Here is a 19,741-nt window from a genome sequence, read left to right on the forward strand (position 1 = left end):
CCGTATTGAAACCCTCTACGACATCATCTCTTCCCCTGTTACTCGCCGGACCCATTTTAAGAAAAACCACCGCGACTGAAGTGGTAATTTGGTTAGCCACCAGCTCGCCTCTCATAGGCAGGGCTGAGCTGTATGTTAACGAAACAGATCTCGTTGAAGAAATCGGCCAGTCTAACGTAGAGCAAGACCAACCGTTTTATACCTCTTCGCTTGAAGAGCATGATTCGATTCAAGTCGGCACACATGCGTGGGTGACACTCATCCGCTTACAAGGTCAGTTTCCGACTAATACGCTTCTTGAGTATGACATTCACACAGACTCAGGTTCACTAAAAGAGCTCGCCCCTCACCTTGTTTACAATGGCAAATCTCACGTTGAGTTTAAGATATCGACCTCAGCTGATTACATTCTTCATGGATCTTGCCGTAACCCCCATCATCCAAGCAAAGACAGCCTAGTCGCAGCCGATAACAAGATTGCCGAGCAAACCGTTGCAGAAAGACCCGATATGCTGATGATGAGCGGCGATCAGATCTACGCCGATCATGTGGCAGGCCCAACGCTTGATGCTATTCAACAAGTGATTCAACGGCTTGGTCTTGTTGGTGAGAGCTTACCGACTGACTCGCAGATTAAACAAATCAACAGCAGTGACGCTCTGTATAACAGTGAATATCACTTATACCAGCGTCATCACTATTTACCGCACCACACCGCTTCAGAATCCATGCTCGATAAGTTCTTCCCGAATCGTGGCATGCCGATTTTTAGTTCTACCGATTGTGAAAACCACTTGGTCACGCTGTCTGAGTTTATCGCGATGTACTTGTTGGTTTGGTCTCCAACACTGTGGCAATGCATTAACCGCGAACGATTAATCGAAAACAATTTCATGCAGGCTGGTCGACAATTGACGCCAGCAGAGCAGCAACAGTGGCGTGATGAAAGCGTCATCATCGATGATTTCATTGCTGGCTTACCGCAAGTACAACGTCTGTTCGCGCATATCCCAACATACATGATCTTCGACGATCACGATGTTACTGATGATTGGAACCTTACAGTGGGTTGGGAATACGCCGTCGACCAAAATCAGTTCGCCACTCAAGTGATTGGTAATGGCCTTGCCGCCTACTGGATGTGTCAGGGTTGGGGTAATAAGCCTGAGAGCTTCGACGAAACGTTCATCGAGCAAGCAAAACAGCTTTTTGTCGATCATCCGCGCATTACTGAACAAACGCATAATGAAGCCGGTAATCCTGCGACTACTCACTCTGTTAGCAACATCGAGCCAGACAAGCATCAAGCCTTCATTGAGATGCTGAATCGCTTTGAAGAGTGGCATTACACAATAGATACCTCACCTAAAGTCATTGTGTTAGATACTCGAACCCGCCGTTGGCGTTCAGAGTCACGCATGAATAAGCCTTCAGGTTTAATGGACTGGGAAGCCTTGATTGAGTTTCAGCATCAGTTAATGAATCAAGATAAAGTGGTGATCGTTTCTGCTGCACCGATGTTTGGCGTGAAGTTTATTGAAACACTGCAAAAGATGGCGACCACAATCGGCAAGCCATTAGTGATTGACGCTGAAAACTGGATGGCACACCCGGGCAGTGCGAATACGCTGATCAGCATCTTTACCCATACCAAAACACCGACCAACTTCGTGGTGCTTTCTGGCGATGTTCACTACTCCTTTGCTTATGACATCAAGCTTAGGTATCGTCGTAACAGCCCGAACATCTATCAGATTACCTGTAGTGGCATTAAAAACCAGTTCCCTGCTCCGCTGCTTAAATTCTGCGATGTATGGGACCGTCTGTTGTACAGCCCTCGCTCAATTTTGAACTACTTCACTAAGCGTAAACGCTTGAAGATCGAAAAGCGAAGCCCTGACAATCAGACCTTCTATCGCCTTTCAAACCGCAGTGCGATTGGTGAATTGAGGCTAGATACCGATGGGAAACCGCAATCGATCACGACACTCAGTGGCGATGGCAAGGTCACCCGCTTTCCAAAACCGGACTAGGAAGTGCTCCTTATCGCTCGCGTATCCGTAATGTCAGTTTTTAGTAAAGACGCTTGCGATCACACTCTGTAGACCCAATAGTTATAGTTATACTTGTAGTTATAGCTATCAGCGTTACGGAACCCGATACAAATTTTAACTGGAGCTCGTTATGTTCAATTCTCTCACATCAATGTTTAAACAATTGATTGAAGGCCAGGACCTAAGCAAAAACCAAGGCACATCACCTAACATCGCCATCGCGAGTTTGTTGTGTGAAGTCGCGGGAGCCGACCATCAGATCAATGAATCAGAAAGAGTCGCTAAGCTACAGCTTCTTCAACGCTTGCTGGATTTAGATGAAGAACAAGCGAAGGTGCTGCTAGCTCAAGCAGAGCCGAAAGTAGAGCAATCAGTATCGCTGTATGACTTTACATCTCAACTTAGAGATCTTTCTCAACCAGTGAGAATCGATTTAATCAAAGCGATGTGGGAAGTGGCGCACGCCGACGGGGAAATTGACCCTATCGAAGACTCTGTGATCCGTAAAACAGCAGAACTGCTCTACGTTGACCACAGTGACTTTATCAAGACTAAGTTGAACGTCCTCGGTAAAAGCTAATCAAGCGTTCTCTACTCACGTTAAGCCTCTGTATTAGCGTAATCGATCGCCATGCATGATGCCTTTGAGCTCTAACGGCGTGCCCTTTTTAGTCACATAAAGGCCGCGCTGATTTGATACCAACACGCTACGCTTGCCTTGTGTTTGTTGAATATATAAGTGCTTGATATTGAAAACCTGTTTATCTTGGGCTTGGTCTTGGTCCAATTGGTAAAGGTAGTAGTGATTCCCCCAGCGTAAGAACACACCAAACATCTGCTTGGTTTGAACAACATTCCCATCGATGTCGTATCCAATGTACTGCATTTTAACTCGACCATTTTCCAATCGCAGTGAGATTTTTTCCCAACCTACCATTGGATACTCTGCTGAGAATTTATAGGTACTTTTGGTTACGATCCCAGAGATTAAACCTACATTTAGAATCACAAAAAACGTTAATAAGATGGGCATCCAGAACTTACGATTCATATCGATTGTCCTCGCTCATCGTCTTCATCACATGAGAGCGATTTAAACTGATGGCTCATCTCTTTCCAACGCCCGTTTATCAAAGCAACGGCTTGAATGTTCTGACATCCAACGCCAATGCGATGTAAGTAGAGAGAATCAACACCGAGTTCTGACACGCGATTCAGCTCGGTTAACAGTTCTTGATCAAAATTCAAACTGTCGTGATAAACATCCATGCCGCGATAGCTGGTCTTATCCATAAAAAAAGCAAATTGATAAAACAGCATAAGAAGAAACGCGCTGACTAATATTCCTGCGATACGAGAGCGATGACGCGCGATAAAGTACTGCACCTGACGTTGTTCATAAGAGTCCGGTTGCTTCGTTAAGACAGGCTCATGTTCATTGTTGCCGCGTTCAGTACTCGAGCTCTTTGAAGCAGAGGTTTCGTCAATCAATTCAACTTGAATAGCTGAAGTGGGTGTTAATAGGTAACCACCGAGCGGTTGAGGTCGGCTAAAACTGTACCCTTCCTTTTGCACCGTTAGGATTTTGCAGTCACACTTAAGTGAACTTAATGCTGTACGAAGATTCTTCACCGCAACATTAAGCGAACTGCCTGTCACCACCCTGCCCGGCCAACAATGCTCAAGCAAAAAGTCGCGACCCACTGCTTTGGGGGTGTTCTTCACTAGGAACTCAAGAATCAAGGCTTCTGAGGGAGACAAAGTCACCCGCTCGTCCAAGTTCGAATCAATGAGTGTGTTGTTAACCAACTCGATACCCGAAGCGTCTAAGGTGATTTTTTCAGGGCTACTGGCGTTCATTTCGGCGAGGTGTTCATAAATAAAAAGGTCATCAAAAAAGTGTTGGTTTGGTCGAGCTAATGCCAAACCATACATAGAAAAGAATGGTGATAAGTTTAGCCAATAATTAAGCCAAATATAAGTTCAGCAAGTAACAAGAAAAACAACGATAAGGTGAGTCAGTCATGCAGACTCACTCACCTTAGTACGAGGCCTAACTCTTAGTTCAACTAACCAGGCCTATGGAAACGAAGTTACATCGAATGATATCTATAACGCTCGTTTCTACGTCTCTCATTTTTTATAATTCTTATTTTCTATAGATCTAGTTTAAAGCCCAGTTCACTGACCATGACTTCAGCAAAGCCTAGCTTTACCGCATTCAACTGATTGGCAACTTCGCGTGCTTGTGCTTCGTTTTTAGCCAATATTGCCATTGAGTAGATTGGCCTAATCATCGCTTTTTGGTTTGGTTTCTCTTGTGCTATTTCTTGATGTTTTAAATAAGCAGAAGTAATCACGCCTTGAGCGCTCCAATCGACAACCATTTGTAAATCTTGGCTAATAATCTCGTCGACAATGAATTGATTCTCTGGCTCTTTCCAAGCGAGTTCAACTGCGTAGTTTTTGAAAGCGACTTCAGTGTTTAACCACTTATTACCGATGTCTCTAATTTCAGTCACCTCTACAAGATCTTTAAATTGGAATGGTAAGTTACCAATCAACTCTCGAACGTGCTGTTCGCTATCCGCTTCAATCACAAACTTGATGATCGGAAATTTCTTATCTCCGATAAAGCTTTCAGATACGAACATGTCGTGGACTAAGCCCGCATCAATTAAGTTAGCAAATGCTTTTTTCTGATGCGGCATTGCCTCAAATACCGCTTGAGCGTCATCGGTTTTCCAAGCTACTGAAACACCGTATGCCGCAGCATGGCTATAACTAGAAAATAGAAGGGCTGAAAATAGAAAGCTAAAAATAGCTAAAAAGGTTCCTAGCGTTGTTTTCATTATGTGGTTTCCTAATTAGTCGCGAACAATTTCATACAAGTTAGGGTCAGCAGAAACCCCTTCGATTTTTAAAGGTGGTAACTCTTTTCTCATCGCCTGTATCGCATCATGGAATTGCTTCTTACTTTCCCATTCAGCGACATTGATGAAGCGGTAAGTTGCGTCCGAGCTTAAAGAACGGTGTAACTTGGTCGATAAGTACCCAGGTTGCTGCTCTAATACGTCTCTTGCGCTTTCCCAATACGCTAACGTTGCGGCTTCATGGGCTGGCTCGACTGAAAAAGTGTTTATCAATACAACGGGGGTTGCCGAAACTAGCGCACTGACGCTTAGCGTCCCCAGTGCCAATCCATACTTAATAATGTGCTTCATCCTATTCTCCTTGTTTTGGGTGAGCTAACGCTATCATCTAGCCCAACCCAATCAAGGCTGCAACCTGCGATTTAATATTAATTAAAAAGCTAAATTTCAAACCAATATTATTCACTCATTAAATAAGCGATGTAGCCATTCACTATTGATAAGCCACTCGCTGATATTAGGTTTTTTGGATAACCATTCTCTACCTTTCGACACATAAGAGGCAATTCAAGTCAGTCCCAGAGCTAACTACCCGACATTTAAAGTAATTTTCGAGGCCAATTCTCAAAATGGGCAGCTCCCTTGCCTAACCCTTTCGCTATATGGTGCTATTCGGTCAAATTGATTCTCTTTTTAAAAATGAGGTAGCTTTCTGACTAGACACATCTAGCATCCCAAAAAAAACACGTTAAATCAGTCACTTAAACATGGCACGTGACTTGCTAATTCAATATGCAACTCATTAAATAAGGATATTGAAAATGAAAGCATTAACTCCTTTGATATTAACGATGTCATTAAGTGCTGTGATAACTGGTTGTGGCGGCGGAGGTGGCGGCGGTGGCGGCGGTGGAAGCACCAGTGGTGGGAGCTCTTCATCAAGTGAGGAACCAGAACCGGAAATTGCAACGGTAAGTGAACCTATAGCTACAGTTGATTCATTCAGCGATATAGTGGTGCCGGGTAACTTTGATTGGAGTGGTGTCGAAACTCTTGAAATGGCGATTGATGTCGTTAGTAGTTTTTCCACGACCAACGGCGAACCACAAAACATTCGCGGCTCTCACATTATCAAACTATTTAGTACTTCGAACTCATTGACTGACTCTAGCCCTTTCTACACAGGTATCTCAAACAAGGACGGTCAACTTTCCAATAAGTTCTCAATCCCGAGTCATTGGCAAAGCATCACAATAATTGCCCTTGTTAGAGACTTAGAATGCACGTCAACATACGATTTAGATGAACTTACATCAAATCTGTTGATTTCATGTGACATCTATTTGGATGAAGATTAAGGGTAGAGATATGAATAATATAACAAAGTCACTCATCTTAGTTGGTACATTCTCGGTCAGCTCCTTTTCTCAACTCGTTTTTTCTGCCGCTTCCGAAAACTCTTCTACTATAAATGGCGACGGCTCGATTACCGTCACTCAAAAGATCGACGACAATAGTACATCTCCACACTACAGTGCTCCGAATAACAACAAATACGGGTTTGGCAAGTACAGTCGTCACAATCAAGATTACTCATGGCAGCACGATATTGCTGTGCCTAGTGGTTCTCAGATCACCGCAGCAACCCTCACCATTTACGCTTATGATGTCGATTCAGAAGCTCACCACGGAGAAAGCGGTGAGTATGATAGTGTATCGGTCGACGGAGCAATGCTAACGCCAGGCTTTTTGCAAGGGACGAATGAAAACTGGTCAACGACGGTGTTTGATTTGCCTAGCTCTTCCCTTGATGACGGGCTTGTCGACGTCGACCTAGATATTGATGTCAACAAAGATGGCTGGTATACCACCCTCTCCTATAGCCTAATCAGCGTCACCTACACGGAAATAGCTAACAACCCGCCGTATACACCGACCTTAGAAAGAAGCTCGGGGCTAGGCGCTACTCATGATCTTGTTGTTAGCGTTACAGGTCCAACGCCCAGCGACCCAGATTCAGATTCTGTCACCTACAGCTACCGCTGGTTTGTCGATGTTGGGCAAGGCTTCTATGTTGATGATGAATTTGTTGGTAAAAACAACAATAGTGACGCAACGTTGCCCGCTAGCCAAACTGTTGCTGGTGAGCTGTGGAAGGTTCAAGTTACCGCTATCGACTCAAATGGGTTAATCAGTGATATTGCAGAAATAGAATGGCCGGAAATCGGTGATACGGATGGAGATGGCATTGCAGATATACATGATTATGCGCCGAGCGATCCAACTATCGCGTTTTACAGCCGAACGCCAACTTCTGGTTGGTATACTTTGGGGTTTGAAGACCTATGGCCTTATGAAGGCGACTATGACCTAAATGACTTCGTTACACACTACGCTTATGGTACTTACACTGATGCGAACAATCAGATCACACGCTTCGACTACTATGGTCAAGCTATTGCTAGAGGAGCTGCGCAAGATAACAGTTTTGCCATTTCATTATCAGGGTTAGAGGCATCCAATATAGGCACATTGACAAAAACCTATGATGGTTCGACTGAGAATTTAACACCCGAAAATGGACACTCTGGAGAGTTAGTTTTTGTGGTCATTGAAAGCATTAATGAAATGCTACCCAACACGACAGGGTATGAGTTCTACAATACTGAATCCGGAGACAATAGAGATCTCGTTGAATACAGTGTGTCGCTGGTCATTGATGGTTCGATTGAAAGTCTCGCGGGCAAAAGCTTTAACCCTTTCATATTCAAAGCAAACAATCGCGATAAAGAAGTCCATTTAATGAACTATCCACACACAGACCTCGCCAATACGAGCGTGTTCGGTCAAGGTGATGATGATTCAAGTGTTGATAACAATGAGTACTACCAGACAAGTAACGGTTTACCTTGGGCGTTAGACATACCTGCATCTTGGTCCCACCCTTTAGAGCGAAAAGATGCGTGTGCTGCTTACCCTAACATCGTGAACTGGGCGCAATCTGGAGGCGAGCAACACAACAACTGGTTCTCATCCCCTGAACTCAATAAAGTGTGGTAGTTACAATTTAAGTAAAGAGCAACTAACCTTATAGTAATAAATAGAAAACCTCTATTTACCCAACGGATAAATAGAGGTTTTTGTCGCTTATTCTTCAGATGTTCTACTTGATCGCAGTTCAACCTGCAATATAAAAGGCAGGTACTAAAGCATCGTCAGCACAAGCTTTGCCAAGTTATAAGCATCAACATAACCCGAGTGTTGACGACCTTCCCACTCAATATTTTTCGCTTCTTGAGCGGCGCGGTGACCAATGCGTTTGTCTTTCAATCGATTCTGAACTCGATAAAGCGTTGCGATATTCAAGAACTCGCTGAACGGCGGTTCGATGCCTTTCTCTTGACACTCTTTGTGTAAAATCAGGTCATCGCGTCCCCACGCAGCATAGATCTTGTTTGGACCACCAAAGTTCTTGATCATCGATTTGATGACTGACTCTAGCGGACGACCCTGCTTTTCGATTTTGCGTGGAGTAATGCCGGTTAGCTCGGCACAGAATTGAGAAACTTCGTCTTTTTCTGGCTTAACGTAGTATTGCGCTCGTTTCACGATGGTTCCAGATGCCAGATCAATCTCAGCAAGACCCACTTCAATGATCTCGCCTGTTGTACCTACACCATTTTCGCTCCAACAGCACATTTCCAAATCGAAACACACCACTCGATTGTGATTCATACGTCGCCTAATTCTCTCGTAAAAAATTTTGTGAAATTGTACATGAGCCCAATACAGAACTCGACCCCAGTTGCATCAAGTGCTCACTTAGCCTGCAATTGTGACTCGATTTCGGCCATTTGACTTACTTTGATAAAGCATACTGTCTGTTTTTTGCAGCAATTCTTCTGTGTCTTCACTGGTATGAATCGCGGCACCAATACTCAATGTGCAGCTTAGCTGTTGCCCTTTATGCTCACAATGAGAGTGGCTTACTGTATTTAGAATGCATTGTAAGTAGCGGTCTAGCGCTTCATGATTTGAGATGCTCGAAATAATACAGAATTCATCTCCGCCCAAACGGAAAAGGTTATCCCCTTCTTTCAGGTTTACCGAAATCAACTTGATGACATGCACAAGCAAAGCATCGCCAGCAGGGTGACCAAACTTGTCATTGATGCTTTTAAACTTATCGACATCAAACCCAATCAAGCTAAATGACTCACTTCGCTTAACCGCCCTATCAAACATCTTATTGAAAGCTCGTCGGTTATAGATTTCAGTTAAGCTATCGTGGTTCGCAAGGAATCGGAGCTCTTCCGTTCTTTTGTCTAGCATGCGGTACAGGCGCTCTTTTTCTCTGATCTGCATATTCACGATGTACGCTAACAACAGTGAGATGGTTGTTCCGACTAAGGCAATTCCAGTTAGTACTAGGTAGCCATAAAAAGAGATGCAGGAATCTATCTTGTAATCGATCTTCCAATTCCGGTTGGTCAACTCGATTGTCTTAGTTATATGGTGCCCTGTTACTCCCTCATAACCTTGAGTTTCAAATAGAATTGGGGAGTCTTCAGCTTCAAACCCGGTATCCGTAACGCGAATGTACACGTCCATATCACCGACAGCTGATGCCAGCAGGTTCTCAAAGTAGTAAGTTGTGCGAACCACGCCAATCACAACACCAAGTAGGTTATCACTTTCGCCTTCAAACACAGGGTGATAAACCAGCATGCCTGTCTTAGGCGTATCTTGAGTTAGACCATCTTGAATAAGGCGTACTTTGTCCGAGATATTCGCTTGGCGCGTGTGTTTAATATTGTCTAAAACCAGCTTGAATCGCTCGCGAGAAGAGTAAAAACCAAGAACACTGTTGTTTGCTTCGGTATTGGGATACATATCGCTAGCTACAAAGATGGGTTCACCACCTAAGACGTAACCATAGGTTTTGGCTTCATGTTTTGGGATTGTATACAGCTCGTAAGACGGGTATTTTGCTTTCATCTTATCGGTATGCTCGGCAATCTCGTCTGCCGGCACTTTTTGCATCCACTGCAAGCCGATTAAGCTTTTTGAGTCATTAATGGTTTGCTGGGCAAAACGATCAAATTTATCCCAGTTTTCAGGGTCGTTAGAATAGAAAAAATTAGCACCGGAACCAATATAAGCCACATCATTAGCGATAAACGCTTCCAAGCTCAATGTCTGGTGAGTAGCAAAGCTATCCAGATTCATATTTAACGCGCGGTTTTGGTTGAGTGCGACTAGTATAAAACACAACACAGTAATCAAAAAACTGACCGAAAATACGACCAATGGGAGAGTTCGTCTCTTCAACCCTGTTAGTGGGTCGGTTGTGTGGGGCATGTGGCTTCCAAATAGGCTCTAATGAGTTAAAAGTATATAACGGAAGGGAATCATGCTCCATTTATGTTTGGTCTAAAAACTAACATAAAACAGGCATTGTTTACCTGCCCCTCACATCAGAGGCCAATATTCAGGCAAATCTCGACTAAATTTCAAGCTAACACACTAAAAACCCACTTGATTGAAAGCATTAAATACCACTCTTAAGCCTTGAATATGCTAGTATCCACCCATATTTATAGCTTGAAAGTGACCAATTCGGCTTCACGCCACTGAGTTTCTTTCCAACCTGTATATTCCTTTGAACCGACGAATATACCGTTAAATCAATTTTAAAGAGAAATCACTATGATCGTTGATTTGAACCTAATCCCACAAACGTTTGATATGCTTCACGCAGGCCTAACTGCATCAAGCGTTTTACTACTGCTAATTGCCGTTTCTCGTAAAACCAAAGTGGTTGAGAAAGTCGTAGAAAAACCAGTAGAGAAGATCGTTGAAGTTGAAAAGCCAGTTGAAAAAATTGTCGAAGTAGAGAAAGTTGTTGAAGTTGAACGTGTTATCGAAAAAGTAGTAGAAGTTGAATCTAAGCTGGCAACAGCCCCAACTGATTCAGCGATGCAGCTACTGTCTATCATGCAGCAAGAAGCGCGTTTAATTGACTTCCTAAAAGAAGACCTAACGTCATTCTCTGATGAAGAAGTTGGCGCAGCAGCTCGTGTTATTCACACTGGCGGTCAAAAAGTATTAGCAGACTACGTAACGCTTTCTCATATCCGCAGCGAAGATGAAGAAACACGTATCACTATCGCTGAAGGTTTCAACCCTCAAGAAATTCGCCTAACAGGCAACGTAACAGGCAATGCGCCATTCAACGGCACACTGGTTCACAAAGGTTGGAAAGCAACTGACATGAATCTGCCTAAGCTTGCTGAAAACTACGATGCATCTGTAATTGCACCGGCAGAGGTGGAGCTATAATGGAACACCAAAGTCATTCAGCTCAAGAGCATTCACAAGAACTATCTTCTCAAGAGCACCATCAGGCACCTAAGTTCAGTGTTGGTATCGATTTAGGTACCACACATTGCGTTTTGTCTTTCATCGATACAACCAATGAAGATGCACGCGTTGAGGTGATGCCAATCCCTCAGCTTACGGCTCCTGGTACAGTAGAAACTCGCAGCCAACTTGGCTCGTTCCTATACCAACCGCACGAACATGAAATGAATGCGGGCTCTCGCGTTCTTCCTTGGTCTTCAGAGCCGAAAGCGCTAGTGGGTGCAATTGCTCGTAACCTTGGTTCGAAAACCCCTATCCGTTTGGTAGCAAGTGCAAAATCTTGGCTATGCCACGGTGGTGTAAACCGTCGCGATGCTTTCCTTCCTGCAGGCAGCCCTGAAGAAGTAGAAAAAGTATCTCCGCTTAAGACAACTGAACTGTACCTTGAGCACCTTAAAGACGCATGGAACCACGCTAACCCAGAACACAAATTGGCAGACCAAGACGTAACGATCACGGTTCCTGCTTCGTTTGATCCTGCGGCTCGTGACCTAACAGCAGAAGCTGCACGTAATGTTGGTTTCACTCACCTAACGCTTCTTGAAGAGCCACAAGCTGCTCTTTACAGCTGGATTGATAACAGCAACGACACATGGCGTGATGAAGTAAACGTTGGTGACATCGTTCTTGTTGTCGATATTGGTGGTGGTACAACCGACCTTTCGCTAGTTGAAGTAACACAAGACGACGGTAACTTAAGCCTGAATCGTATCGCTGTAGGTGAACACATCCTACTTGGCGGCGACAACATGGACTTAGCACTGGCTTACCGCCTGAAAATGAAACTGGCTCAAGAAGGCAAAGAATTGGCTCCTTGGCAGGTTCAAGCCATGACTCACGCATGTCGTGATGCGAAAGAAGCACTACTTAACGATGCAGAGCTGCAATCCGTGCCTATCGTTGTACCAAGCCGTGGTTCTAAGCTACTTGGCGCGACACTGAAAACAGAACTGACTCAACAAGAAGTACAACAAACATTGGTTGATGGCTTCTTCCCGAAAGTTGCTGTGACAGAGCACCCAGTACAAAAGACGCGTGGCGCACTTACTCAAATGGGTCTGCCTTACGCTCAAGACGCAGGGATTACTCGTCACATTGCCGCATTCCTTTCTAAGCAAGCAAACGCGCTTTCTGGAAATAGCGAAACGGCTCAGCAAGATTTCAACCCGTTTGCAAACATGCCCGGTATGCCCGGTACACAAGCGCAAGGGTCAGAAGCGCCAGCGGCAGACTTCATCAAGCCAACAGCAATCCTGTTCAATGGTGGTGTTCTAAAATCAAACCTACTTGCTGATCGTCTTTCAGACACGATCAACGAATGGCTGATCAATGCTGACGAAGAGTTCGCTAAACAGCTTTCAGGTTTAGACCTAGACCTAGCGGTTGCAAGCGGTGCTTCTTACTACGGCGCAGTTCGTCGTGGCCAAGGCGTTCGTATCCGTGGCGGTATCGCTTCTTCTTACTACGTAGGAATTGAAAGCGCGATGCCAGCAATCCCAGGTATGGCTCCTCCAATGGAAGCACTGTGTGTTGCACCATTTGGTATGGAAGAAGGTTCAAGCGTTCAAGTACCTAGCCAAGAGTTCGGCCTAGTGATTGGCCAGCCGGTTCACTTCCAATTCTTCGGTTCAACGACACGCCGTGAAGATCAAGCAGGTACTCACCTTGATCACTGGGCGCCTGAAGAACTAGACGAACTTCCTGAAATTCAAGTGACACTGCCGGTTTCAGAAGGCCGTCGCGAAGGTGAAGTGGTTCCAGTTACTCTGGCTTCTCGCGTTACTGAGCTAGGTACCTTATACCTAGAAGCGATTGCTACTGATAATGGTCAGAAATGGCATGTTGAGTTTGACGTTCGTGAAGATACGAATAGCGACTCAAACGAACAAGCATAATGAATCAACGGCACCTTAGCGGGTGCCGTTACTTTATCAATGCAGTTCTCAACCTAGTCCTACCTGTTTTTCAGGAATGGCGTTTACGAATAACAACAATAAGACCAAAGCTATCAAAAAACTGGTCATCACTCTGGAAGAATAAGGTTTTGTATGGCAACTCCTCGTTTTTTAGTCGGCATTGACTTAGGCACAACGAATACGGTTGTCGCTTACTGTGAAATCAACGACGACCTACAACATGCTCCCGTTTCTCTTTTCGATATTGACCAACTCATCGGCCCCGGTGAAGTGGTTCGCAAGCCTCTACTACCATCATTTCGTTACCACCCAGCACAAGGTCAAATCTCCCCTTCTGACCTGACTATGCCGTGGGAACCAAGCCCAGTTGAAGGCGATATAAAAAACGTTATCGTTGGAGAATGGGCCCGTGAATTGGGTGCTAAGGTTGAAGGTCGCCAAGTATCGAGTGCCAAGAGCTGGTTATCACACCAAGCGGTGGATCGTAACTCCGACATTCTGCCTTGGGCAGGCGCAGCTGATGTTGATAAAGTCTCGCCAGTTGTCGCAAGTGCAAGCTACCTGAATCACATTCGCCAAGCATGGAACTACCGCAACCCAAGCAACAAACTTGAAGACCAAGATGTTGTAGTGACGGTTCCGGCTTCATTCGATGAGACAGCACGTAAGCTGACACTTGAAGCCGCAGAACTCGCAGGCTTAGGTAAGATTCTGTTACTCGAAGAGCCGCAAGCCGTTTGTTATGACTGGTATGCACGCCACCAACAAACTGCTGCGAAAGAGCTTCAACAGATCCCATTGATCTTAGTGTGTGATGTCGGCGGTGGTACTACCGACTTGAGCTTAATTGAAGCCAAATTCGATGCTAATAGCAATTCGGACATGCAAGGCCACAACGAGCTAGCACTCGACCGTATCGGTGTTGGCGAACACTTAATGCTCGGTGGTGATAACCTAGATTTAGCCCTCGCTCACCTTGCAGAGCAACGCTTCAATCAAAACAAAAAGCTGAATGCCTCTAGCCTAACCAAACTGATTCAACAAACTCGCGCCGCAAAAGAGAGCCTGCTTTCTGCCAATGCACCCGATGATGTGAAAATCACTATGCTGGGCAGCGGTTCAAAGCTACTTGGCGGTACCAAGAGTATTGGTTTAACCAAACAAGAAGTTCATCAAATCGCATTGGAAGGTTTCTTCCCGCTTTCTGAGTTTACTGAAACACCAGACAAACGCCGCAGTGCCGTGGTTGAATTCGGCCTGCCTTACGTTGCCGATCCTGCGGTCAGTAAACATGTTGCAGAGTTCCTAACGACACATCAACAAGTGTCAAAAGCTGCGTTGGAAAACTCAGACTCGATTGAGTTCGATGACACTAAGCCTGCTATCCCTGTTGGTGTGCTGCTTAACGGCGGTGTGTTCAACAGTGAACTTGTCACAGAGCGTATTACTCAGCTACTAGGTAACTGGAACGGCGCTCCAATCACAGTATTAGATAACCCTCACCCAGACTGGTCTGTCGCGCTAGGCGCAGTTGCCTTTGGTAAAGCACGTCGTGGTGCACAACTGAAAATCGGTGGCGGTGCGGCTCGTTCTTACTTCTTACATCTACAAGAAAAGAACAAAATGGGTAAAGCGCTTTGTCTGCTTGCCAAAGGGACTGAAGAAGGCCAAGAAATACGTTTGAACAGCCGTCGTTTCTCACTGACTTTGGGTGAGCCGGTACGTTTCAATCTACTGACTTCAACGCACGATCAAATTGCTCATGACACCGCCATTCAAAATGGTGTGATGGTCAATGTCGATGCTGACTTGTTCTCCCCTCTTCCACCTTATATTTCTACGCTGGAAGGGTCTGGTACTGCAGAGCTTCAAGCTAACCAAAAGGAGCGCGTTGAAGTATTGCTCGCTTGTCAATTAACCGAAGTCGGCACATTGAAAATGGAGTGTGTGAGTACAGAAGATGACACCAAGCGTTGGTTGCTTGAGTTCGAAGTCAGAAACAAGCAAGGCGATGAATCCGACAACTCTAAACTTCATCCAAGATTGGATGAGTGTAAGGAGTTGATTTCTCGTCTGTACAGCGGCAACAAAAAGAGTGCTGAATCGAAAGAGATCAAAACACTATCTAAAGATCTTGAGAAGCGATTGGGTAAACGCGATGAATGGGACTTCACGACCCTTCGTCACCTGTTCGATACCTTTTCATTAGGTCGTAAGCGCCGTCGTCGCTCTGAAGCTCATGAGAAGAACTGGCTCCGTTTGGCGGGTTACTCTATGCGACCTGGCTTTGGTGATCCAACCGACTCATGGCGTATTGAACAAATTTGGGGGCTCTACCAACAAAACATCCAATTCCAGAACCATCAAGGTTGGACAGATTGGTGGGTATTCTGGCGTCGAGTTGCGGGTGGCCTGAATCAAGAGCAGCAAGAGAGTATCTTAGCAGACATCGCTAAGTACCTTCACCCAGGCGCAATGAAAAACCCTAAAACGGCCAAAGATGCACAAGACAATGGTTACGAAGCCATGGTGCGATTAGCCGCATCGCTTGAGCAACTAGAAGTTGAAGACAAGGTACTGCTGGCAAGTTGGTTCTTAAGCAAAGCGATTAATCATAACCAATTTGAGCAAGCGCACTGGTGGGCGCTAGGTCGATTAGCATCAAGAACACCTTTGTATGGTAGCCAACACAGCGTGATTCCTAGAGAGCAAGCTGAACAGTGGTTACCAAAGCTGCTTGACCAGAATTGGCAGAAAGAGCAGATGATTGCCTTCGCGGCTGTGATGATTTGTCGTAAGACCGGCGACCGTCAGTTCGATATCTCTGATGACTACCGTGCTCAAGTTCTTGAAAAGTTAAAGCAAAGCAAGGTGCCAGAGTCTTGGCTAACGCTAGTAAGTGAAGTTACTGAGCTTTCAGAGAGCGAGTCTAAGCGCGTGTTTGGTGATGCATTACCAAGCGGCTTAAGCCTGATCAATAGCTAGCATTTAAAACGATTAGCTTTAGTTGTTAACGAGTAAAGAAGCTAACGAGAAAAGAAAAAGCCACTTTCGGTTCGTTGAAAGTGGCTTTTTTATGGGTGGCTTAAGGCTGGTATGTTTAATCGACTTATAGCTTTTTGGTTAAGAGCCTTAGCCGTGTTGCAGTTAATCATTATTAATGTTTCGTTCCGGTTGGGTTAATTGGAAATTCGGTGTTTTCATAGATGTCTGATAACTTTTTCGGTTTCTTCTCTTTCTCTCCATTCTTAGATTGATTATGAGTTTCGCTTAAAAGCCATTGCTCATGCATTCTTGCCGAATCCAGAAAATCCGGATCCTCCATTGCTTCCTTGCGAAGTTTATTTACACGTTCGAGAGTATCCCAAATCATAATACTTCACCTCCACTAAGGCAGTACTATAAAGATAGCCCAACACCATAAAACTTCAACTAAGCCAATGAGATAGCGATCTCAATTTCGTGAATTTCCGTTTTTAAACGAGTAGGAATTCGATTCAATTTTCAGGTTCAAACAGTGGGTGTTTCGCAACGATCTTCAAAGATCCACCGACACAAAAAAAGCGAGCACTAGGCTCGCTTTTATACAGCTATACATACGTTCTAAAGCTTAAGCTCGGTTACCGATTTTCACCGTGCCATTTGTAGCAAACCAAAGTGCTTCTGAACGACGACGACCGAGTAGAATTGGACCGTCATCGTAGAACAAAAAGTTCTTCCAATGCTTCTTGAAAATCGCCCACTTTGTTTCAAGAACATTATATTTTTCGTAACAAAAATAAACAGTTACGTCATCTTGCCAATCGATAAAATTAAGAATCTCTTCTGGCATATCAGGCTCATCCGCTTCCCAATGCGCCATCCAGCTGATCTCTTCATTCCAGTTCGATGCTTTGCTTGGCCAGTCTTGCGAGCTTAGTCGTTCTGCGTCTGGGCTTTGAGGGCTCACGTTCTCTTTCCAGAACTGAGATGCTCTTGCCTGTGTCATTGGCTTAATCTTTTCCAAGTCCTCTGCTGGAAGCGGCATTGACTGGTGGGTGAAAATCCATTTTCTTTGGTATTCGTCCAAAGTTGTGTATGACATCAAAATTCCTCAAATATCTTCTCAGGCTGATGGATTACCATGCCTATCTGTTCTTTTTGATACAGCGGCGATTAGAGATCGCTTGATATTCGCTGCCTTTAAATTCGTTGTTAGCTTGTGCGCTTAAATACTATTTATTTAAACCGTGCGTCTGTCTTCCCAGTTTGGGTTAACCAACGCGGTCAGCACATGGTCTTCCCATTTACCGTTAATCTGTAGGTAGTCTTTGGCAAAGCCTTCTCGAACAAAACCAAGATGTTCTAATACACCCGCACTGCGTTCGTTGTGAGGCATGTAGCCCGCCATTAAGCGGTGCATGTTCTGCACATCAAACATGTAGTCCTTCGCCATGCTCAAGCCCCTGCGCATGTAACCGTGCCCCTGTGCACTTTGAGCCAATGAGTAACCGACATTACAAGCGTAGAACGGAAAACGAGACAAATTACTGAACGATATGGTGCCTAACATTTCATTAGAGTCAGCGTTAATCAGTAAACAGTAATAGCCTAGCCCCATTTTATGAAGCTCGTTTAACTTGATCAGTCGCTGCGCCCAACTCGCTCTATCAAAGAACGCATCTTCGCGAATCGGTTCCCAAGGTTTCAGGTACTCTCTGTTAACCTGAAAGTACTCGCTGATCATGCCAGCGTCATCAATTTCAGCCGTGCGTAGAATCAGATTACCATCATGCTTATAAATGCGCTCTGGTGTACTCAAATCTTCCATAATCTTGTTCTTATTCGATCAGTTCTTTCTGATACCGTAATCACGAAGCTTATTCGCAATTGAGGTGTGAGATACATTCAAACGCTTTGCAAGCTTACGGCTTGATGGGAAAGACTGATAAAGCTTCTCTAGAATCTGAGATTCATAGTCTTTCATGATCTCATCCAGAGAACCATCTAAGCTTAAGTTCGCCATTCCTGCTGTCATGGTTTCAAGCTTTGGCAAGTGGAATTGCTCAACCGTTAGCGTGTCTGAATCCAACTCTGTTAATGCGCGTAGAACCATGTTGTCTAACTGACGAATGTTGCCCGGCCATTGGTAATTACCAAGCTGGTCGATTAGTTCTTGAGTCAGTTTTGGTTTTAACATACCTAATTGCTGCGCGTACTTTGCAACGAACAGTTCCAACAGCGGCGCTACGTCGTTTGAGCGTTCACGCAATGCAGGGATAGACAGAGTCAGTACATTCAAGCGGTAGAACAAGTCTTCACGGAACGAGCCGGAGTCTGCTAATTCAGAAAGACGATGGCGCGTTGATGCAATAATACGAACATCCGCGTGCATCTCTTCTTCTTCACCCACACGACGGAATGAACCATCTTGTAGGAAACGCAGCAGTTTGATTTGTAGATGTGGGCTCATTTCGCCAATTTCATCTAAAAATACCGTGCCGCCATTCGCTTGCTCGAAAATGCCTTTATGCCCTTGTTCATGGTTAAACGAACCCGGTGCATGACCAAACAATTCGGTTTCCGCTACGTCATCAGGCATTGATGCACAGCTTAGAATCAAGAATGGGAAAGAAGAACGATTTGAACGGTTATGACACGCTTTTGCTAGCATCTCTTTACCCGTACCCGTATCGCCTTCAATTAATAGAGGCTGATCCAGCATAGCCAATTTCTTAGCTTGACTGATCAAAGCTTTATGGCGATTAGAGACACCAACAAAGTGTTCGAAACCTAGGTTGTTCTGTTCTGGAATTGAATCTGGCGAGTTCATCTCTTGATTACAAGAACGAATCGTCATTACTGCACTTGCCAGTACCGCTTCGTTGACATCACCACCAAGGTAAATTGGTAGGATTTCAATCGAGAAATCTAAACCATCCAACACGACAACTTCACGATGGCGCGTTACATCGCCTTCAATCCAACGAACAAAGTTAAAGCTAGGAACGAACGTCGCTAACGGTTCACCGATGACTTCGTCTTCTTGCTTGTTGAAGAGGTTCAGTGCAGCGTGGTTAGCCATGTCGACTGAGCCTTTAAGGTCAATCGCAATCACAGGGTCAGGCAGGTTTGCCAGCAGAGCAATCAGCTCTGTGTTATGCCTTTCGCTTGGCATAAATTGGATTTTACGTACATCCTTCACACCTGAAATTCGGCGAATTTCAGCCATAAGCTCACTAAAAGCATCAAAATCGATATCAGGGCAGTTTAGGTAGATAATGCCTTTAACATCAATTTCGATTCCTCTTAAATCAATGCTTTTTGAGGCCAAGATATCGAGCAACTCACGCGTTAAGCCGAGTCTGTCTTCACACAATACTTCAAGACGCACAAATAGTCCTATTATAGGTGTCAGGATAAGTTGACAGTAGTGTGGATTAAGCTCTGAGTTCAGTCAAGAAGAAGAGTAAACATATGTTTACTCTTCTTCTCA

At 44.7% G+C, this 19,741-nt stretch carries 17 protein-coding genes; 7 read left to right on the forward strand and 10 right to left on the reverse strand.

The annotated features are described in order from the left end of the window. Window positions 1–5 precede the first annotated feature (5 nt). Window positions 6–2,033, forward strand: a complete 2,028-nt coding sequence (locus tag ACED45_RS05535; RefSeq protein ID WP_371713480.1) for an alkaline phosphatase family protein — start codon at window positions 6–8, stop codon at window positions 2,031–2,033. A 151-nt stretch (window positions 2,034–2,184) separates the two neighbouring features. Then, the gene (locus tag ACED45_RS05540; protein WP_048609171.1) at window positions 2,185–2,634 is read left to right on the forward strand and encodes a TerB family tellurite resistance protein; all 450 of its coding nucleotides are present in this window, start codon (window positions 2,185–2,187) and stop codon (window positions 2,632–2,634) included. Window positions 2,635–2,667: 33 nt separating this feature from the next. On the opposite strand, the gene ACED45_RS05545 is transcribed toward ACED45_RS05540, so the two are convergent. From ACED45_RS05545 to ACED45_RS05560, 4 genes are all read right to left on the reverse strand, one after another. Then, entirely contained in the window at window positions 2,668–3,105 is a 438-nt protein-coding gene (locus ACED45_RS05545; RefSeq protein WP_048658434.1) for a hypothetical protein, read from the reverse strand. Next, on the reverse strand, window positions 3,102–3,779 hold the full coding sequence (locus ACED45_RS05550; protein WP_371713498.1) for a winged helix-turn-helix domain-containing protein: 678 nt from the start codon (window positions 3,777–3,779) through the stop codon (window positions 3,102–3,104). The genes ACED45_RS05545 and ACED45_RS05550 overlap by 4 nt, the downstream gene beginning before the upstream one ends. Window positions 3,780–4,210: 431 nt before the next feature. Beyond that, a complete protein-coding gene (locus ACED45_RS05555) occupies window positions 4,211–4,906 on the reverse strand; it encodes a hypothetical protein (protein WP_102478487.1) in 696 nt (231 codons plus the stop codon). Window positions 4,907–4,921: 15 nt separating this feature from the next. Beyond that, on the reverse strand, window positions 4,922–5,278 hold the full coding sequence (locus tag ACED45_RS05560) for an antibiotic biosynthesis monooxygenase family protein (RefSeq protein WP_057623348.1): 357 nt from the start codon (window positions 5,276–5,278) through the stop codon (window positions 4,922–4,924). A 470-nt stretch (window positions 5,279–5,748) separates the two neighbouring features. Between ACED45_RS05560 and ACED45_RS05565 the strand changes: the two genes are divergently transcribed. Both ACED45_RS05565 and ACED45_RS05570 read left to right on the forward strand, forming a co-directional pair. Next, window positions 5,749–6,285 (forward strand): hypothetical protein, encoded by a 537-nt coding sequence (locus ACED45_RS05565; protein ID WP_371713481.1) that lies wholly within the window; start codon window positions 5,749–5,751, stop codon window positions 6,283–6,285. Window positions 6,286–6,295: 10 nt separating this feature from the next. Beyond that, window positions 6,296–7,987 carry an LruC domain-containing protein gene (locus tag ACED45_RS05570; protein ID WP_371713482.1) on the forward strand — a complete coding sequence of 564 codons (1,692 nt, stop codon included), beginning with the start codon at window positions 6,296–6,298 and terminating at the stop codon, window positions 7,985–7,987. 144 nt (window positions 7,988–8,131) lie between these two features. Here the strand turns inward: ACED45_RS05570 and ACED45_RS05575 are convergent, their stop codons facing one another. Together ACED45_RS05575 and ACED45_RS05580 are read right to left on the reverse strand one after the other, a co-directional pair. Further along, window positions 8,132–8,662 (reverse strand): exonuclease domain-containing protein, encoded by a 531-nt coding sequence (locus tag ACED45_RS05575; protein ID WP_371713483.1) that lies wholly within the window; start codon window positions 8,660–8,662, stop codon window positions 8,132–8,134. Between the two features lie 87 nt (window positions 8,663–8,749). Beyond that, window positions 8,750–10,288: a sensor domain-containing diguanylate cyclase gene (locus ACED45_RS05580; protein ID WP_107899261.1), complete on the reverse strand. Its 1,539-nt coding sequence runs from the start codon at window positions 10,286–10,288 to the stop codon at window positions 8,750–8,752. Window positions 10,289–10,636: 348 nt separating this feature from the next. Here ACED45_RS05580 and ACED45_RS05585 point away from each other — a divergent pair, with 348 nt between their 5' ends. From ACED45_RS05585 to ACED45_RS05595, 3 genes are all read left to right on the forward strand, one after another. Continuing rightward, entirely contained in the window at window positions 10,637–11,269 is a 633-nt protein-coding gene (locus ACED45_RS05585) for a DUF2760 domain-containing protein (protein WP_048658430.1), read from the forward strand. Continuing rightward, window positions 11,269–13,245 carry an Hsp70 family protein gene (locus ACED45_RS05590; protein ID WP_102478492.1) on the forward strand — a complete coding sequence of 659 codons (1,977 nt, stop codon included), beginning with the start codon at window positions 11,269–11,271 and terminating at the stop codon, window positions 13,243–13,245. The genes ACED45_RS05585 and ACED45_RS05590 overlap by 1 nt, the downstream gene beginning before the upstream one ends. A 153-nt stretch (window positions 13,246–13,398) precedes the next feature. Further along, window positions 13,399–16,251 (forward strand): Hsp70 family protein, encoded by a 2,853-nt coding sequence (locus ACED45_RS05595; RefSeq protein WP_102530379.1) that lies wholly within the window; start codon window positions 13,399–13,401, stop codon window positions 16,249–16,251. Between the two features lie 172 nt (window positions 16,252–16,423). On the opposite strand, the gene ACED45_RS05600 is transcribed toward ACED45_RS05595, so the two are convergent. The 4 genes from ACED45_RS05600 to tyrR form a co-directional block, all read right to left on the reverse strand. Beyond that, window positions 16,424–16,639, reverse strand: coding sequence for a hypothetical protein (locus ACED45_RS05600; protein WP_102478494.1), 216 nt, complete (start codon window positions 16,637–16,639; stop codon window positions 16,424–16,426). 237 nt (window positions 16,640–16,876) lie between these two features. After that, window positions 16,877–17,350: a DUF2947 domain-containing protein gene (locus ACED45_RS05605; protein WP_102432738.1), complete on the reverse strand. Its 474-nt coding sequence runs from the start codon at window positions 17,348–17,350 to the stop codon at window positions 16,877–16,879. 138 nt (window positions 17,351–17,488) lie between these two features. Beyond that, window positions 17,489–18,076 carry a ribosomal protein S5-alanine N-acetyltransferase gene (rimJ, locus tag ACED45_RS05610; protein ID WP_048658426.1) on the reverse strand — a complete coding sequence of 196 codons (588 nt, stop codon included), beginning with the start codon at window positions 18,074–18,076 and terminating at the stop codon, window positions 17,489–17,491. An 18-nt stretch (window positions 18,077–18,094) separates the two neighbouring features. Continuing rightward, window positions 18,095–19,639 carry a transcriptional regulator TyrR gene (gene tyrR, locus ACED45_RS05615; protein ID WP_102478495.1) on the reverse strand — a complete coding sequence of 515 codons (1,545 nt, stop codon included), beginning with the start codon at window positions 19,637–19,639 and terminating at the stop codon, window positions 18,095–18,097. Window positions 19,640–19,741: the final 102 nt, after the last annotated feature.

The sequence above is a fragment of the Vibrio crassostreae genome (genome assembly GCF_041439375.1).
Lineage (GTDB): Bacteria > Pseudomonadota > Gammaproteobacteria > Enterobacterales > Vibrionaceae > Vibrio > Vibrio crassostreae_D.

Excerpts from the sequence above, each read along its gene's own strand:
- ACED45_RS05540 (WP_048609171.1), top strand. The coding sequence starts at position 2,185 with ATGTTCAATTCTCTCACATCAATGTTTAAACAATTGATTGAAGGCCAG.
- ACED45_RS05570 (WP_371713482.1), top strand. The coding sequence starts at position 6,296 with ATGAATAATATAACAAAGTCACTCATCTTAGTTGGTACATTCTCGGTC.
- ACED45_RS05595 (WP_102530379.1), top strand. The coding sequence starts at position 13,399 with ATGGCAACTCCTCGTTTTTTAGTCGGCATTGACTTAGGCACAACGAAT.
- ACED45_RS05560 (WP_057623348.1), bottom strand. The coding sequence starts at position 5,278 with ATGAAGCACATTATTAAGTATGGATTGGCACTGGGGACGCTAAGCGTC.
- ACED45_RS05545 (WP_048658434.1), bottom strand. The coding sequence starts at position 3,105 with ATGAATCGTAAGTTCTGGATGCCCATCTTATTAACGTTTTTTGTGATT.
- ACED45_RS05600 (WP_102478494.1), bottom strand. The coding sequence starts at position 16,639 with ATGATTTGGGATACTCTCGAACGTGTAAATAAACTTCGCAAGGAAGCA.
- ACED45_RS05555 (WP_102478487.1), bottom strand. The coding sequence starts at position 4,906 with ATGAAAACAACGCTAGGAACCTTTTTAGCTATTTTTAGCTTTCTATTT.
- ACED45_RS05585 (WP_048658430.1), top strand. The coding sequence starts at position 10,637 with ATGATCGTTGATTTGAACCTAATCCCACAAACGTTTGATATGCTTCAC.
- ACED45_RS05575 (WP_371713483.1), bottom strand. The coding sequence starts at position 8,662 with ATGAATCACAATCGAGTGGTGTGTTTCGATTTGGAAATGTGCTGTTGG.
- ACED45_RS05580 (WP_107899261.1), bottom strand. The coding sequence starts at position 10,288 with ATGCCCCACACAACCGACCCACTAACAGGGTTGAAGAGACGAACTCTC.
- ACED45_RS05565 (WP_371713481.1), top strand. The coding sequence starts at position 5,749 with ATGAAAGCATTAACTCCTTTGATATTAACGATGTCATTAAGTGCTGTG.
- rimJ (WP_048658426.1), bottom strand. The coding sequence starts at position 18,076 with ATGGAAGATTTGAGTACACCAGAGCGCATTTATAAGCATGATGGTAAT.
- ACED45_RS05605 (WP_102432738.1), bottom strand. The coding sequence starts at position 17,350 with ATGTCATACACAACTTTGGACGAATACCAAAGAAAATGGATTTTCACC.
- ACED45_RS05590 (WP_102478492.1), top strand. The coding sequence starts at position 11,269 with ATGGAACACCAAAGTCATTCAGCTCAAGAGCATTCACAAGAACTATCT.